The organism is Pseudomonas resinovorans NBRC 106553 (assembly GCF_000412695.1).
In the GTDB taxonomy this organism is placed as follows: Bacteria; Pseudomonadota; Gammaproteobacteria; order Pseudomonadales; family Pseudomonadaceae; genus Metapseudomonas; species Metapseudomonas resinovorans_A.
This window is the reverse complement of sequence record NC_021499.1, coordinates 2,639,572-2,655,968: the sequence shown is the minus strand read 5'-3', so window position 1 is coordinate 2,655,968 and position 16,397 is coordinate 2,639,572. Positions and strand designations below refer to the sequence as shown.

15 protein-coding genes and 1 pseudogene are annotated in these 16,397 nt (G+C 65.9%); 3 read left to right on the top strand and 13 right to left on the bottom strand.

From position 1 onward, the window contains the following. Nucleotide 1: 1 nt before the first annotated feature. The 7 genes from PCA10_RS11950 to PCA10_RS11920 form a co-directional block, all read right to left on the bottom strand. On the bottom strand, nt 2-961 hold the full coding sequence (locus tag PCA10_RS11950) for an HlyD family secretion protein (protein WP_016492342.1): 960 nt from the start codon (nt 959-961) through the stop codon (nt 2-4). Between the two features lie 3 nt (nt 962-964). Beyond that, a complete protein-coding gene (locus PCA10_RS11945; protein ID WP_016492341.1) occupies nt 965-1,318 on the bottom strand; it encodes a DUF3302 domain-containing protein in 354 nt (117 codons plus the stop codon). Nucleotides 1,319-1,434: 116 nt separating this feature from the next. After that, nucleotides 1,435-3,984 (bottom strand): efflux RND transporter permease subunit, encoded by a 2,550-nt coding sequence (locus PCA10_RS11940; protein WP_016492340.1) that lies wholly within the window; start codon nt 3,982-3,984, stop codon nt 1,435-1,437. Nucleotides 3,985-3,996: 12 nt separating this feature from the next. Continuing rightward, entirely contained in the window at nt 3,997-5,055 is a 1,059-nt protein-coding gene (locus PCA10_RS11935; protein WP_016492339.1) for a WD40/YVTN/BNR-like repeat-containing protein, read from the bottom strand. Nucleotides 5,056-5,120: 65 nt separating this feature from the next. Then, nucleotides 5,121-6,479, bottom strand: coding sequence for a DUF1329 domain-containing protein (locus tag PCA10_RS11930; RefSeq protein ID WP_016492338.1), 1,359 nt, complete (start codon nt 6,477-6,479; stop codon nt 5,121-5,123). Nucleotides 6,480-6,519: 40 nt separating this feature from the next. After that, on the bottom strand, nt 6,520-8,454 hold the full coding sequence (locus tag PCA10_RS11925; RefSeq protein WP_016492337.1) for a DUF1302 domain-containing protein: 1,935 nt from the start codon (nt 8,452-8,454) through the stop codon (nt 6,520-6,522). Between the two features lie 135 nt (nt 8,455-8,589). Further along, the gene (locus PCA10_RS11920; protein WP_016492336.1) at nt 8,590-9,153 is read right to left on the bottom strand and encodes an RBBP9/YdeN family alpha/beta hydrolase; all 564 of its coding nucleotides are present in this window, start codon (nt 9,151-9,153) and stop codon (nt 8,590-8,592) included. Nucleotides 9,154-9,528: 375 nt separating this feature from the next. Between PCA10_RS11920 and PCA10_RS11915 the strand changes: the two genes are divergently transcribed. The 3 genes from PCA10_RS11915 (at nt 9,529) to PCA10_RS11905 (ending at nt 12,017) form a co-directional block, all read left to right on the top strand. Beyond that, nucleotides 9,529-10,533 (top strand): AraC family transcriptional regulator, encoded by a 1,005-nt coding sequence (locus tag PCA10_RS11915; protein ID WP_016492335.1) that lies wholly within the window; start codon nt 9,529-9,531, stop codon nt 10,531-10,533. 774 nt (nt 10,534-11,307) lie between these two features. After that, nucleotides 11,308-11,775, top strand: a complete 468-nt coding sequence (locus PCA10_RS11910; protein WP_016492334.1) for a BRO-N domain-containing protein — start codon at nt 11,308-11,310, stop codon at nt 11,773-11,775. Further along, entirely contained in the window at nt 11,772-12,017 is a 246-nt protein-coding gene (locus PCA10_RS11905; protein ID WP_016492333.1) for a hypothetical protein, read from the top strand. The genes PCA10_RS11910 and PCA10_RS11905 overlap by 4 nt, the downstream gene beginning before the upstream one ends. 272 nt (nt 12,018-12,289) lie before the next feature. Here PCA10_RS11905 and PCA10_RS31290 read toward each other — a convergent pair. The 6 genes and pseudogenes from PCA10_RS31290 to PCA10_RS11885 all read right to left on the bottom strand — a co-directional run. Continuing rightward, nucleotides 12,290-12,418: pseudogene (locus tag PCA10_RS31290) on the bottom strand (cell filamentation protein Fic); the annotation flags it as partial. Between the two features lie 24 nt (nt 12,419-12,442). After that, the gene (locus PCA10_RS29580; protein WP_016492332.1) at nt 12,443-12,613 is read right to left on the bottom strand and encodes a YhfG family protein; all 171 of its coding nucleotides are present in this window, start codon (nt 12,611-12,613) and stop codon (nt 12,443-12,445) included. Between the two features lie 447 nt (nt 12,614-13,060). After that, nucleotides 13,061-14,071 (bottom strand): YeiH family protein, encoded by a 1,011-nt coding sequence (locus PCA10_RS11900; RefSeq protein WP_016492331.1) that lies wholly within the window; start codon nt 14,069-14,071, stop codon nt 13,061-13,063. Next, nucleotides 14,053-14,400 (bottom strand): Rieske (2Fe-2S) protein, encoded by a 348-nt coding sequence (locus tag PCA10_RS11895; protein ID WP_016492330.1) that lies wholly within the window; start codon nt 14,398-14,400, stop codon nt 14,053-14,055. The genes PCA10_RS11900 and PCA10_RS11895 overlap by 19 nt, the downstream gene beginning before the upstream one ends. Further along, nucleotides 14,397-15,065: a DsbA family oxidoreductase gene (locus tag PCA10_RS11890; protein WP_016492329.1), complete on the bottom strand. Its 669-nt coding sequence runs from the start codon at nt 15,063-15,065 to the stop codon at nt 14,397-14,399. The genes PCA10_RS11895 and PCA10_RS11890 overlap by 4 nt, the downstream gene beginning before the upstream one ends. Further along, complete coding sequence (locus tag PCA10_RS11885) at nt 15,065-16,366, bottom strand: MFS transporter (RefSeq protein WP_016492328.1); 1,302 nt, start codon at nt 16,364-16,366, stop codon at nt 15,065-15,067. The genes PCA10_RS11890 and PCA10_RS11885 overlap by 1 nt, the downstream gene beginning before the upstream one ends. Between the last annotated feature and the right edge of the window lie 31 nt (nt 16,367-16,397).

Here is a 16,397-nt window from a genome sequence, read left to right as displayed (position 1 = left end):
ATCAGTGGAACGGGAAGATGAAGTTCATCCAGGCCGCCATGCGCAGGAGGATCTTGCGCATGATCGCCACATGGTGGAAGTGCTGGCTGTAGAGCGCCGCCTGGCCATAGGCGCCGCCCGGCATCTGCGCCGCGTACTGGGCGTAGTCCGGGTCGGTGATCTCGATGAACACCGGCACCCGTCCGGGCGGCGGCGAGCCGGTGAAGCTGATCAGGGTGCCGGAGGGTTGCACCTGGCCTTCACCAATCACGCCAATCACCTGCTGCACCTTGCCGCTGAAGACCCTGCCGGGAATGCCGTCGAAGGCCACTTCCGCCTCGTCGCCGGGGGAGAGGCGCAGCTGGCTGTTCTGCCGCATCCAGGCGATGAAGTAGTAGCCCTCGTCAGGAATGAACACCATGCTCGGGCGCAGCGGCAGCTTCACCGCGCGCATGCCCGGTCGCAGCGACACATGGGTGACGAAGCCCTTGCTGGGCGCCCGCACCACGGTGCTGTCCAGGTTGAACTGGGCGATGTTCAGTTGCGCCTGCAGGTCGTCCACCCGCGCCGTGGTGAGGTCCACGTCGCGACGGTTACCCACATTGCGCGCGGCCAGCTCGCGAGCGCGGGACTGGTCGGCCTTGGCCGAGACCAGCTGCGCCTTGAAGGACTTCACCTTGTTCTCGAAGGGCGTGGGGTCGATGCGGAACAGCACATCGCCCTTCTCCAGGGGCTGGTTCGCGCGCACCGGCACCTCGATCACCACGCCGGACACTTCCGGCACGATGGGCACGGAGACAAAGTAGGTGCGCGCCACCTCCGAATAGGGGTGGTTGTAGTTCATGGTGAAGATCAGCGCGCCGATCAGCACCACGCCGCCGAGCACGGCGGTGGGCACGGTCCATTTGTTCAGCGGAATCTTGAAGATCTTGAAGATGGCGACGCAGATGGAGGCATAGGTAAGGATCAGCAACAGGTCCATGGCTTAAACCTCCTTCTGTTCGTCAGGCGCCTTGGGCGTGCGCCCTTCGAGCTGCTCGACCCGCTGGCGCAGCTCGGCCAGCTCCCGTTCCAGCTCGGCCGCCGGGCCGCTGGCCGGCTTGCCGTGGTTGAAGCCCCAGCCACGGTCCTCGCGGTACAACATGGCCCAGATCCACAGGAAGGGCCACAGCGCGTGGAGGGTGAAGAGGCTCACCCAGCCGGCGGCATGGATGGCGTCCTGGTGGGGATGGTTACGGTGGACGGCGATCTCGTAAGGGATGTCGTGCATCACGATGATCCCGTAGAACAACACGATCGCCGCGAAGATAAGAATGCCCAGAGCGATGTAGTCGAGCATATGACTTGTCCTTGAAAGCGGTCCTTCGACGAGCCGGCCGGCCCATCGAAGGCTGAATCGGCATCGCCGCCAGGCGCATTGCGACCGGCGGCGATCCCCCCGCCTTGCAGATTAGTTCAAGTTCGCTCGCGCGCCGGTTGTCGTTGCTCCGACTCCACCCGAACGCTCTGCGCCGCGTCCGCGGCAGGCTCGGCCAGTGGCGCCTCGGCGGGTTCGTCCGATTGCGCGGGCTTGCCGACCTTGCGCAGCAGCAGGTAGGACAGCGCCGGAATCAGGATCAGCGCGCCGATCATGTTCCAGAGGAACATGAAGGTGAGCAGGATGCCCATGTCGGCCTGGAACTTGATGGGCGACCAGGCCCAGGGCAGCACGCCGGCAGCCAGGGTGATACCCACCAGCGCCACCACCCGGCCGGTGAAGAACACCGCCTGCTTGTAGGCGGCCGCCAACGGCAAGCCCTGGCGCTGGTAGTGCAACTGCACGCTGAGCAGGTACAGCGCGTAGTCCACGCCTATGCCGACGCCGAGGGCGATCACCGGCAGGGTGGCCACCTTCACGCCGATTCCCATCATCACCATCAGGGCCTCGCAGAGCACCGAGGTGAGCACCAGGGGCAGCAGCGCCACCAGGGTTGCGCGCCAGCTGCGGAAGGTCACCAGGCAGAACAGGGTCACCGCCAGGTAGACGTAGAACAGCATGGTGCGGTTGGCGTCGCGCACCACGATGTTGGTCGCCGCCTCGATCCCCGCGCTGCCGGCGGCCAGCAGGAACTGGCGGTCCGGCTCGCTGTTCTCGGCGGCGAAGCGCTCGGCGATGGCCGCCACCTCATCCAGGGTCTGTGCCTTGTGGTCCTTGAGGAAGGCGATCACCGGCATCACCGAGCAGTCGGTGTTGAACAGCTCCGGCGTGTTCACCGAGGCCTGCTGGGCGGCGTAGTTGAGCACGTCCTGGTTGCGCTGCAGGCTGAGGAACTTCGGGTTGCCCTCGTAGGTGCCGGCGGTGATCTGCCGCACCGCATTGGCCAGGGAGGCCGTGGCCTGCACGCTCGGGTGCTGCTGCAGGGCCCAGGCCAGGCGATCGGCCTGGATCAGCGTCTGGTAGTTCAGGCAGCCCTCGGCCGGGGTCTTCACCATCACCGCGAACAGGTCGCTGGACAGCGCGTAGTGGCTGGTGATGTAGGCGTTGTCGCGGTTGTAGCGCGACTCGGGGCGCAGCTCCGGGGCGCCGGCGTCGAGGTCGCCGATCTGCAGGTTGTGGCTGACCATGAAGCCGGCCACCCCCAGGGCAACCGCCAGGCCCACGGTGGTCAGCGCCCAGCGCTTCTCGGTGAAACGGTCGAGGAAGTCCCAGACCCGGCCGAAGCCCTTGTGGGCGGCGGCATTGGTGTCGATGCGCAGGGCGCGCTCGGCGGCCCTCTTGCCGACGCCGACATAGGACAGCGCCACCGGCATCATCAGCAGGGTGGTGAGGATCAGCACGGCCACGCCGATGCTGGCGGTGATGGCCAGGTCCTGGATCACCGGGATGTCGATCAGCATCAGCACCGCGAAGCCCACGGCGTCGGCCAGGAGCGCGGTGACCCCGGCGAGGAACAGGCGGCGGAAGGTGTAGCGCGCCGCCACCAGGCGATGGGTACCCAGGGCGATGTCCTGCATGATGCCGTTCATCTTCTGCGCCGCGTGGGACACGCCGATGGCGAAGATCAGGAAAGGCACCAGGATCGAATACGGGTCCAGCGCGTAGCCCAGCCAGGCGACTATGCCCAGCTGCCAGACCACCGCCAGCAACGAGCAGACGATCACCAGCAGGCTGCTGCGCAGGCAGCGGGTGTAGGCCAGGATGATGAAGAAGGTGGTGACCACGGCCAGGCCGAAGAAGGCCATGACCCGCAACAGGCCATCGATCAGGTCACCCACCAGCTTGGCGAAACCGATCACGCGGACCTTGATGGCACCCTGCCCCTCCTCGCCCGAGGCCTGGGCCTGGCGGTCGCCGGCGTATTCGAAACGCAGGCGGAACTTGTCTTCCAGGTCCCGCGAGAACTGGTGGTAGTCCACCCCCTGGCCGCCGGCGGCAGCCTGGTCCAGCAGCGGCACCACCAGCATGGTGGACTTGAAGTCGCTGGCCACCAGGCTGCCGACTATGCCGGCACGGGCGATGTTCTGCTTGAGCTGCTCGATGCTCGCGGGGGAGCCGTCGTAGCCGTCGGGCATCACCGGACCACCCTGGAAGCCCTGCTCGGTCACCTCGGTCCAGCGCACGCCGGGGGCCCAGAGGGACTTCATCCAGGCACGGTCGACGCCGGGGCTGAGGAACAGCTCGTCATGCACCTGCTTGAGGGCGTCGAGGTACGCCGGGTCGAAGATGTCGCCCTGGGTGTTTTCCACCACCACCCGCACGCTGTTGCCCAGGCCGCGCAGGGCCTTGCGGTTTTCCAGGAAGTTCTGGATGTAGGGGTGACCCTGGGGAATCATTTTTTCGAAGCTGGGTTTGAGCTCCAGCCGCGTGAGGGCCATGTAGCCCAGCAGCAGCGTCACCAGCAGGATGCCGGCCACGAAGGGCAGGCGGTGGTTGAACACCATGCGCTCGAGCAGGTTGCCGCTCTGCGCATCGAAGTCCGCGATATCCCGGATCACCGGCATCTGATCTTGTTTTATGCCACCCATGATGGGTTCGCCTCACTCTTGTTCTTGTTTTGCTTGAGTCGGGGTGCGCTGGCTGACGCCGCGCGGCCCTACAAGCAGCAGACCGCCGTCCATGCTCGCCAGGGCGCCGTAGACGGGCACCGGCTGGCCGATGTCCAGGGGTTTGAAGCTGGCGCCCTGGTCGGTGCTGGCCAGCGCCTGGCCGGTCTGGCCGAACAGGTAGAGATGGCCCTGGCCATCGCTGGCGGACGCGGTGATGGCGCTGTTCAGCCCGGTCTTCACCTGGCTCCAGCTGGCGCCCTGGTCGTTGCTGCGGTAGGCATTGCCACGCAGGCCGTAGGCCAGCACCAGGCCGGGTTGCACGCTGATGCCGAAGAAACTGCCCTCGTAGGGCGAGGTCAGCGCCTGGAAGCGCTCGCCGCTGTCGTCCAGGCGCAGCAACAGGCCCTGCTCCCCGGCGATGAACAGCTGCCCGCCGTCGCCGGCGATGGCGTTGAGGTGGTAGCCGGACGGGTTGTCGGTGCGGTCGGCCCAGGGCTCCCAGCTCTTGCCACCGTCGCGGGTGCGGAAGATCAGGTTGAACGCGCCGACCACGAAACCGTTGCGCTCGTCGCTGAACCAGAGGTCGAGAAAGGGCTTGTCGGCGCCTTCGGCCTCGATGCGCTTGCCCTCGTCCAGCCATTGCTCGGCACCCTCGCGGGCGGCGTAGTGGTCCAGCATCAGGCGGCCGAGCTGGCGGCCATCGAGTTGCTTCTCCCAGGTCGCACCGGCGTCCTGGCTGTGCAGCACCACGCCATCGTGGCCGACCGCCCAGCCCTGCTGAGGGGTGGGGAACTGCACGGCATTGAGGTCGGAGCTGACCGGCACCTTGGCCTGGGTCCAGCTCTGGCCCTGATTATCGGAATACAAAATATGGCCACGCTGCCCTACGGCTACCAGTCGCTGGCCGGCGTGGGCCAGGTCGAGCAAGGGACCGCGTGCCGCGAGCTCGCTGCGCTGTGCCGGCAGGTCGAGCACATCCACCAGGGGCGCGGCGCCACAGCTGCCGGCCGCCAGGGCCAGGCCCAGGGCGATGAACTTGAAGGTAAACATCGGGACGTCCTCTAGAAAAAAAGGGCCGCCGCCCCCACACGCGAAGGGGCGGCAACCAACCTGGCTCAGCGAATGCCGGCGCCAGCCAGGGACTCTGCTGCCCACTGAGCCTTGGTCAGCGGGTCGATATAACGGATGCCGCCATGGGGGCCGACTATGCCGTTGATGTTGTAGGAGTTGCCCACCAGGTCGTAGATCACGAAGGGCGTGGTGTCAGGCACCTGCTTGTCGTAGCTCTGGCTGAGGAAGGCGAAGGAGCCACGGTAGATCTGCCCACGGGCGTCGTACTGGTCGGAAGCCAGGGCCACCCAGCTGTCCTCGTCCAGGTAGAAGCGGCGCTTGGCGTAGATGTGGCGGGCGCCCTCTTTCAGAGTGCCTTCCACCACCCAGACACGGTGCTTCTCCCAGCGTACGTAGTCGGGCGACAGGTGGTTGGGGGTGGTCAGGGCTTTCGGGTCCTGGGCGTAGGTCAGCTTGTAGGTGTTGTAGGGAACGATCAGCTCCTGCTTGCCCACCAGCTTCCAGTCGTAGCGGTCCAGCGCCCCGTTGAAGACGAACACGTCGTCATAGGTGCCGGCACCGGCGGTGCCCGGGTTCGGGGTGTCGTAGGCCAGGCTCGGCGCCAGCTTCACGCGACGCTGGCCAGGCAGGTACTGCCAGGCGCGGCGCGGTTGCTCCACGGCGTTGGCGGCATCCTTGAGCATGATCGCCTCGCCGGCGCGACGGGCCGGACCCGAGTAGTACAGCTTCATCTGGTAGTACACGTCGGTGTTGGCGATCGGCTTCGACATGTCCTGGTAGATCGGGTAGTTGATGAACGCCTGGCCGGTGGTGGCCAGGGTGGCAACACCCGCGGAGTCGACGTTCCAGGAGTCGTACTTGGAGTTGATGGTCACGCCCTGGTAGCGCAGCAGATGGTTCCACATGGCTTCGGCGCCCGACTGCGGGATCGGGAAGGGAACGCCCGGCAGCACGTTCTCCAGGGCCAGGCCGCCGTTGCCGGTCTTGGCGCCGGTGGCGTTCTTCACCGCGTTGTCCAGCACCGGCTGGGGCATGGCCACGGTACGGTGGGTGGGGTAGACATCCACGCGGAAGCCCGGGTAACGCTTGGCCAGCTCAACGGTGGTGACGCTGAGCAGGTTCTTGTACTGGTCGACGTTCTTGCCATCGATCACCAGCGCCGGCTTCTCGCTGGCGAAGGGGTCCGGACGCATGCTGTCGCCGGACTTGAAGCCGGCCGGCGGCGTGGTCAGGCCACCGTCGTAGGCGGGGATCGAACCATCGGCGCTGGCGGCCTTCTCGGCGCCCACCAGGGTCAGGCTGTTGCCCAGTTTTGCAGCTTCATCAGGCGATACGGCGGCGAAGGCAGAGCTTGCGAAGGCCACCGCGAGGGAAGCCGCCATCAGAGTTTTCACGAAGGTCATCTCGTTGTTCTCCTGCTCGGGTTAGGAGCGGTGCGGATTATCAGAAGGTGGTCTTGAAAGTCAGGTACACCGCGCCACGGTCTTCCGTGGTAGCCCCGCCGCCGGAGAAGGAGGAATAGCCCCCGGCGTAGCAGGTGTAGCGCTGAGCCGCATCCAGTGCGTTGGGTGTCGAGCCGTCTTCGGCTCCGTTGGTGCACTTGTCGGCATCGCCGAAAGAGTCCACGTACTTCAGGTCGACGAAGTACTGGTTGTAGATGGCCGCGCCGACGCCTACGGCGTAGTTGCCGGTGTTCTCGGCGCCGCCGCCCTGGACCGGGGAAACACCGTCCAGGCCGACGTTCACCGACATGGGTGCCGACAGGTCCACACCCGGGAACACCTGGAACCAGGTGGGGGTGAAGTTCACCGCCAGGCCCCAGTTGTCGCGGGTCGGCTGGTCGATGCCGCGGTAGGTGCTCTTGCCCTTGTAGAGCGCCTCGTTGTGGCTATCGAGCTTGAGCAGGTTGCTGTAGTAGAGCTCGCCCAGCAGGCTGGCCGAGTCGAACAGCGGGGTGTCGCCAATGGCCATCAGGCCGTTGATGGTCCAGTGCAGGGTGTCACCGGTGGCGCTCATGCTGTCGCCGCTGCTGGGCAGGTCGGTGACCACGCCGCTGGACGGATCGCGGGGGGGCAGCACGCCCAGGCCGTTGGCCAGGCCGAAGGGGCCGGTTGCGCTGACGATGGCCGGGATGCTCGCCAGGGGCATGTTGTGGCGGACGTTCAGGTCGCTGGCCACGCTGATCCCGCCGATGTCCTTGGACAGGCTCAGGCCGAAGATGTCGATGCCGTCGCCGTAGGCGAACTTGTAGTTGGTGGTGCTGATGGACTGGCGCACGTTGGCGATGGCGCCGGCCGGCAGGGGGTTGGCGCCGAGCACGCTCAGCCCGGTGCCGTCGAGCACCGCCTGGGGCAGGATTTCCGAGGTGCGGCGGTAGTAGGCGCCGAGGGTGCCATCCAGCCACTCCGGCGACCACTTGGCCATCAGGCCCCAGTCGCCACGCTTGTCCGGGGTGACGTCGTGGCCACGGCGGATGCTGGTCAGGGTGCCGTTCGGTCCCGCCAGGCCCGGGCCACCGGTGTGGCCGAGGAGGAAGGACTGGGCGCCGAAGCCCACCAGGTCAGAGCTGCCGTAATAGGTGCCGGCTTCCGGCAGGCGCGCGGCATCCCACTCCAGGAAGTACTGGGCGGCCAGGGTCAGCTCGGGGTTGACGGTGAAGGAGGCGGAAATCTGGTTGCGCGGGACGAACAGCTCCTTGGCCTCGGTGCCGGGCGCTGCGGCGAGCTTGGCCAGGTCCAGCCCGGACTGGCCGTAGCTGATGCCATGCACCGGGTTGAGGATGGTTTCGCCCCAGTACACGTTGTGCTGGCCGACCTTGACGCTGAACATCGACTCTTCGCCCACTTCGGTGCTGTAGAACACGAAGGCGTCGAGGAATTCGCCGGACGGGCCGCTGTAGTAGCGCTGGGCGTAGTTGGACAGGTGCGGGCTGCCGAGCACCGGATTGCCGGCGCCGGGCTGGCCGGCGATGCGCGAGAACGCCTCGTTGCCGTTGACGAAGGGGTTGGAGTTGGAGCCGGTGTTGTCGTAGGCCTTGTCGTACCAGCTGGCGGCGCTGACGCGGAAGCCCTTGTTGCCCTGGTGGATCACGTCCAGCTCGGTCAACAGGTCGACACGGTTGGTGATGTTGGTGCCGGAACGGCGGAAGTTGTAGTCACCGTCGTTGTTGTTCGGGGTAGCGAGCATGCGCTTGTCGGCGCTTTCGGTGCGAACGCCGTAGTTGTACTTCACGGTGTTGTCGAAGCGCACCTGCCAGTCCGGATTGCCGGTATCGACTTCGAAGGCCTGCACCATGGTCGGCGCACCCAGTCCGGCGGCGATGGCCGAAGCGAGGAGGCACCTGCGCAGGTTCAGGTTGTGATTATTGTTGTACTTCATGCGTTGGCTCCGCTTTTTTGTTGTGGTGGCTACCGCAACCCTTTCCTTGCTCCCTGCTTTTCAGCGCGCAGCCGGTTGCTTGGCCGTGCGCCGTCTTCACCGGACTCCGCCGGCTGTATTCGATTGATTTGCGTGTCAGCGATCGAGCAACTGGATCAGCTCATGGGCGTAAGGCCATTCGCCGTAACCCGATGCCGGGTTGAGGTGCCCTACCCGGCCCAGCTGCACCAGGCTGCCTTGCCAGTCGTCTGCCATGGCGCGCACGGCGTCCGCGCTGGCCAGGTGGTCGTTTTCGCTGGAGCAGACCAGGCTGGGGAACGGCAGCGGCTGGCGCGGCAGCGGTGTCCAGCCATTGGCCCTGAGGGACTCGGGGCTGGGGTAGTTCTCCGGCCAGGTGGCGTCCAGATCCGGCGGGGTGGCCAGCAGCGCACCCTTGATCGGTCGGCTGTAACGGGCCGCCCAGTGCACCACCATGAGTACGCCGGCGCTGTGGGCGACCAGGATCACCGGGCCGTCGATGGCTTCCAGCTCGCGCTGGATGGCCTCGACCCGCGCCGGCAGGCTCAGCTTGTCGTGAGTCAGCGGCGGCACGCTGCGCACCTTGGGCAGCTCGGCGACCAGATGGGTCTGCCAGTGCTCCGGCACGTGGTCCCGCAGGCCCGGGACAATGAGGATGGTTGCGCGGTTGTTGTCGTTCACATCATCACCCTGTTGCGTTCGATGGGATCGCCATCGCGGCGTTAGGTACTTGGTGATGCAAACAGTAGAGATGTGGGGGGGCGGTCGCTTTTCATCGGGCGTCAGGTGCTTCGCATTTCATGACAGCCCCACCCTGCCCCCCGGTCGCCCCCGCCAGGCGGCCAATGCCCGTCGTCCGTGGGCTGGGCTGATTGCCACGAATTGGCTTTACTTGCTCCTACGCTCTGGATCGGGCTCGGGCCAGCGTTGTCAGCAAAGGCGAATTAGAAGACCATCCAACACAGCAGACTCACTTCGCTTCCAACGACAATAACCACCGGCGACGGATCTCTCCCGCACCGGCATAACAACAGCGTGGCGATCGACATGACCCCAATGGTTCGCGCAGCGGCCCTGACCAACTACATCGAAGTGGCCCAGCACCTGGGCCTCAACCCGCAGCAGATGCTGCGCCAGGCAGGCCTCAGCCAGGCACTGATCGACAACCCCGACCAGCGCCTGCCCACCGCCGCCGCGGTCAGCCTGCTGGAGGAATCCGCCAAGGCCTGCGGCTGCCCCACCTTCGGCCTACGCATGGCCGAGTCCCGCCAGCTCTCGGACTTCGGCGCCATCAGCCTGCTGCTATCGCACCAGCCGACCCTGCGCGATGCCCTGGTAACCATCGTCCAGTACCGTCACCTGCTCAACGAATCCCTGGCGCTTTACGTCGACCAGGTGGGCAAGACCGTGGTGCTGCGCGAAGAGATCATCACCGACCCGCCGGTGCCCATGCGCCAGGGCATGGAGCTGGCCATCGGCGTGCTGTTCCGCATGTGCGCCGCCCTCCTCGGCTCCGGCTGGCGGCCCCTGGCGGTGCACTTCAGCCACGACGCGCCACCCGAACTGCAACTGCATCGGCGGGTGTTCGGCTGCAAGCTGGAGTTCGGCAGCGAATTCAACGGCATCGTCTGCCAGGCCGCCGACCTCGACAAGGCCAACCCCCTGGCCGACCCGGCCATGGCCCGCCACGCACTGCGCCTGGTGGAAACCCTCCCCGGCGCCGCCCAGCAGTCCACCCTCAACGACGTGCGCAAGGCCATCTACCTGCTGCTGCCCATGGGCCGCGCCACCATCGAACAGATCGCCCAGTCCCTCGGCATGAACGTGCGCACCCTGCAACGGCGCCTGGAAGAGAGCGAAGTGACCTTCTCCGACCTGATCAACGACGTGCGCCGCGACCTGGTGCTGCGCTACATGGAGAACCCGCGCTACTCCCTCTCGCGCATCGCCGACCTGCTGGGCTACTCGGTGGCCAGCTCCTTCACCCGCTGGTTCACCACCCAGTTCGGCATGGCCCCGGCGGCCTGGCGCAAGGAGCACCAGGTGAAGGCGGAAGAGTGACGCCGCTCCCGGATTTCATCCGGGCTACGGACGGTGGGATCACAACTGTGGGGGCGAATTCATTCGCGAAGGACAGCGCAGCTGTCCATATACCCGCCCCCCACATCCCGCTTCGGGAATGGCAGACGTAGGATGGGTTGAGCGAAGCGATACCCATCGGACAAGGCTGACGGGACCGGCTTGATTCGCAAAACGCTGCCCTCCCTCCACACAGCAAACCATCGGCCCTTCGGCCCGTGTCGCGAATGAATTCGCTCCTACACGAGGCAGAGTCGCAGCCCGATATAGGATGGAAATCGCTTTTTATTTCCACCATTCGGCGCCCCCCCGGACTCCAGATGGTGGACCGTAAAAGCGTGGTCAACCCTACGACTTCCCCCGCTCAACGACCTAACCCAAGCGGCCACTTCCTACAGAAAATTCTGACCAACTTTTCTCTCGCCTACAGAGACCTTTCCTACAAGGCATTAGCCTTGAGGCCCTACGCGCGCCCTGGCTAGTGTCCCCTCCGTCACGGTCAATCCCGTGGCCGGGTTTGACAGCCTGAAACTAACGGGCGCGATTGCGCCGCAAGGTGCATGCGAAAAACGGCGGACGTTTTTGCAGGCACTGACACGCATGCAGCTTTACGGCTGCTCTGCTCTATGGCAGATCGCGCGGGGAGATCCTCGTGGTCTGCCGGTTCCCGTTAGCCGGTCTGTCAACCCCGCGCGGTCTGCCACCCTTCGATTGACAGCGAGGTGGCAGCTCCTGAACCCATAACGGAGAACCACCATGCACGACGCATATACCCCAATCGTTTTCTATCACCACCACCAACGCCTGCGCGCGGTGATGGTCGACAACCAACCCTGGTTCGTCGCCCATGACTGCGCGCGGTTGATCGGCCTTCCCGATGCCCTCCCCTTGCTTGCGGCCCTGGAGCCTCACGAGCAGCAAACCCTCTGCCTCGGCTACACCCACGACTTCCACGAAGAGGTCACCGTCATCAGCGATATCGGCGCCTACCGGGCGCTGTTCCAGTTCGGTCAGCCAAAGCACGGCGGGGTTGGCCGCTGGCTCAACGCCGTGCTGGTGCCAACGCTGCATGACTACCACCGCACGCCCGATGCGGCGCCGCGTCGGGAGAACCTGAGCTTCGAGGGCCGGCTGATTGGCGTGCTGCGCTGGCAGGGCGAGGTGTGGGTGGCCTGGCGGGATTTGCCGGCCTTAATGGTTAGCGGCAAGGAGGTGTCGGTATGAACGAGGACGTTGAAGAGCGGCGGCTGTGGGAGCTGGTGAATCGGCTGGATTCGCGGCTGAACACGGTGCAGGTGCTGGCCGAGGTCCTCCTGGACAATACGGCGATGCGAGAGGGGATTCCCGGGCCTTATCTGGATGACGTCCGGGAAGGGGCGGTGATGGAAGCGGTGATCTATTTGTCCCGCAGCAATCAGGAGGATTTCACGCGGTTGGCGAAGATGGCGAAGTTGCCGTTGGTGTGAGGTGAGGTGGGCCCCTCTTCCGGGTTGGGAGAGGGGCCTTGTTTTTGGGGCAACGGGGTTGCCCTTGGCGATTGAAATCGCCCCTACAAGGTTGGGGTGAGCTTCGCGCGGGGGGTTATCGCGAGCAGAGCTCGCTCCTACGGTGGTGCGTCTCGCAATGCGTGTAGCAGCAACGGAAAGCTCAGCTGATTGGCTGGCCAACGCATCGGTCGAAGATTCGGATCAGGGCGCTGTAGTCGCAGACAACAGCGTCGATGTTGGCTTGCAACTGCCAAGGTACGAAAGAACTTCTCGGCCTCGGGCTCGATGCGGGTGACATTGCAGAAGTGGGTGCCGCCTTTGGAAATATCCACGGTGCGCAGCTCGCCAGCCCAGTCGTACACGTCCTTGAACAGCTGGTGGCGAATTCGCGTCAGAGTCGACCATCAGCCTTGCTTGTTGCGGTAAGCATCCAGCGCCGCTTCGCAGGTAGGCAGCTTGCGGTCCGCATCGGCCGGCGTTACGTCAAACCCCTCCAGACGAAGGCTGGCGGCGTAGTTGGACTGGCGGACCTTGGCGAAGTAGGCCTTCTTGGCCTGTAGGGACGGGGCTGGCATTGGGTAGCCTCTCTCGCTGCGTACCGCGCCATTATAGCGGATACCCCGATGGCGAAGTGAGCAAGCGGCCTGCGCTGAGAAGGCTGGACTATGTGCAATGGCAAGCGGCCTTTTTGGGGCAACGGCGTTGCCCTTGGCGATTGAAATCGCCCCCACAAGGTTGGGGTGAGTTTGGCGCGGGGGTATATCACGAGGGACGTAGGATGGGTTGAGGTACGAAACCCATCAGGCGGAGGTGAGTTCGGCGCGGGGATTGTTCGCGAGAGTTGGGAGTACTCGGGCTGTTCGTTGGAGCCGATGGGTATCGCTACGCTCAACCACATCCTACAAAAGCCAGCGCCCGCCCAAAAAAAGCCGCGCTCGAAACCCGTCCCACGAGGCTTCGGCGCGGTGAAGGCCCGCTGTGGCAGGCGTCGATGACCCCCTTTCGGGAGCAGGAGTAAAGCGTTAGAACCCCCAGTGCAGCATCGCCAGCACCAGGGCGGCGAGGAAGGCGGTTTCGCCGACCATCAACAGGATCGGCTTGATCCCTACCGAGGCCAGCTCGCGCAGCTGGGTCTTCATGCCCAGGGCACTGATGGCCACCACCAGGCACCAGCGCGACAGGTCATTGCCGAGGTTCTGCACCACCGTCGGGACATAGCCGGTGCTGTTGATCGCGGCGAGCAGCACGAAGCCCACGGCGAACCAGGGCAGCAGCGGCGGACGCTTGCTGCCGGGCTCGGCGCCCTGGGCGCGGGAGATCAGTGCGGCACAAAGGATCACCGGCAGCAGCATGGCCACCCGCATCAGCTTGACCACGGTGGCGCTGTCGCCGGTCTCGGGGCCCATGCTGTAGCCGGCGCCCACCACCTGGGCGACGTCATGGATGGTGCCGCCGAGGAAGATGCCGGCATCCAGCGGTGTCAGGTCGAAGGCGCGGGCGATCATCGGGTAGAGGATCATCGCCACGGTGGACAGCGCGGACACGCCGATCACGGTGAACAGGGTGGCGCGCTCCTTCTTCGGGTGCGCCGGCAGCGAGGCCGCCAGGGCCAGGGCCGCCGAGGCTCCGCAGATGGCCGTGGCGCCGCCGCTGAGCAGGCCGAACAGCGCGTTGAAGCCCATGGCACGGGCGGCCGCGATGGACACCAGGATGGTCACGACCACCAGCACCACCACCATCACCACCGGCTGCCAGCCGAGGGCGGCGATCTGTTCCAGGGTGATGCGCATGCCCAGCAGGGCCACGCCGGCCCGCAAGACCTCACGGGCGGTGAACTCGATGCCCGGCTTGCACACGCCATCGGCGGCGAGGAAGTTCACCGACAGCCCCAGCAACAGGGCGAAAAGCATCACCGGCGCACCGTAGTGCTCGGAAAGGAAGGTGGCCGCCGCGGCGACCATGGCGCTGACGATCACACCGGGCAGCAGTACCCGGGTACGCGAGCCCAGCGTGGCTATTGCAGTTGCAGACATGGGAGTGATTCCTGCGGCCGGGGCCGCGACAGATCGATGAAACAATGGCCCTGCTGCCGCTCCACCGCGTAGGTGGCGACGCCGAAGCCGGCCACCCCGGGGACGCAGCCAGTGGCCAGGTCGAAGCGCAGGCCATGGGCCGGACACTGCAGCAGCCGGCCATTCAGGCGGCCGCTGAACAACGAGGCGCCGTTGTGCGGGCAGCCTTCGTCGATGGCGTAGAGCTCACCGCCCAGGTTGAACAGCACCAGCGACTTGCCCTCATGGCGGATCAGGCTGCGGCTCCCTTCGGCCGGCACCTGCTCCGGGGCGACTTCCAGGCGGCTCATGACGCCAGGGCTTCGGCGATCGGGCGCAGCTGCAGGGCACGCTCGAACTGGGCGAGCATCAGCCACGGCGGCTGGGCGCCGGCCAGGGACAGGCGGCCATCGATCACGAAGGAAGGCACCGCCTGGCTGACCTGGGCCGCACCGGTCCCGACGAAGGCGCGGCCATCGGTGAACAGCGCACTTTCCAGCCGGCGCGGATCGAAGCCGCATTGCCGCGCCAGGCGCAGCAGCACCTCACCGTCGCCGAGGTCTTCGCCACGCTGGAAGTAGGCGGCGAACAGCATCTCCAGCAGCGCATCGACCTGGCGGGCGCTGCCCTGCCCCGTGGCCAGGGCCAGCAGGCGGTGGGCGTTGGCGGTGTTGGGCATGGTGCGGATACGCGCCAGATCCAGGTCCACATCGGCGTGGTAGGCGGCCTCGCGCACCTGCTCCTGGCGAGCCTGCACCGCAGCCTCGCTACCCAGTCGCGCGAGGTAGAAATCCTTGAAGGGCACACCGTCCGCGGGCAGGTCGGGCAGCAGCTGCACCCCGTGCCAGCGCACGGTCACCTCCACGTCCGGGCGGCTCGCGGCGAGTTTTTCCAGTACCCGCTCCAGGTTGCGCTTGCCGATCAGGCACCACGGGCAGATGAAGTCAAAGGTCATTTCGACCAACAGCGGTTTCATTAACGCTCCTCGCTGGCCATCAGCGGCGCCAGCTTCTGGATGTCCTGGTGGTAATGGCGCTTGCCATACCAGAACACCAGGGCTGCAGCGACGCTGATCAGCGGTATCAACTGGAAGGCACGGTCGAGGCCGAAGTTGTCGGCCAGCACGCCGGTGATGTAGGGGCCGGGGGCCAGGCCCAGCAGGTTGTTGGCCAGGGTCAGGGTCGCGAAGGCCGTGCCGTGGATCGAGTAGTGGGTCAGGTTGGCGACCATCGCGCCGGCCGGGCCGGAGGTACCGGTGGCCACCAGCATGGCCAGGGCGATGAGCACCAGCTGAGGGGCTCCGGGCGCCATGCGGAAGGCCAGGGACAGCAGCACGCAGCTGATCAGGCAGTAGGCGATGGCCAGGGCGATCTTGCGGTCCGGGGCGTTGCGGCACAGGCGGTCGCTGAGGATGCCGCAGAGGATCATGCCGACGCCGCCGGTGAGCACGATGATGGCCGAGACCACGCCGGCCTGGTCCGTGCCCATGTGGTAGTAGCGGTTCAGGTAGCTGGGGAACCAGACCATCACCGCGGCGCCGACGAACAGCTGCAGGCCGCTGCCGACATAGGCGCTGACTACCGAGCGGCTGGCGAACAGCGTCTTGAGCGGACGGCGGCAGGGAAATTCGTCGGTGGCGCTCGCCGCCGGCCGTGAGTGGCCGATGCGGTTCTGCTTCACCACCAGCGGGTAGACCAGGGCCAGCAGCATGCCGAACAGGGCCATGCCGGCGAAGGACCAGCGCCAGCCCAGGTGTTGGGCGAGGATGCCGCCGAGCGCCATGCCCAGCACCGAGCCGAACATGCCGCCGGCCATGAAGGCGCCGGTCAGGGTGGCGCGCATGTTCTTGGGAAACACCGAGATGACCACGGCTATGCCCACGCTGCCGTAGGCCGCTTCACCCACGCCCACCAGGAAGCGGGCGATGAACATGTGCTGGTAGTTTTCCGCCAGGGCGCAGCCCAGGGTCGCCAGGCTCCAGAGCATCGCCATCAACGTCAGGCTCTTCACCCGGCCCCAGCGGTCGGCCAGCAGCGAGAGCGGGAAGGTCAGCAAGCCCACCATCAGCGCGACGATGCCGCTGAGCAGGCCGAGCTGGGAATCGCTCAGCGCCCACTCGGACTTGAGCAGCGGGAAGACCGCGTTGAGGACCTGCCGGGACATGTAGTCGGAGATCAGCAGGCCGAACGTCAGGGCGAATACCACCCAGGCGTAGGTGCGGGAGACATTCACGGTCGAATCGTCGAACTCGGCGGTGGCGGCGGGATGAAAAGCCATGGCGGTACCTGAAGGTTGTGCGCGTTTTTGT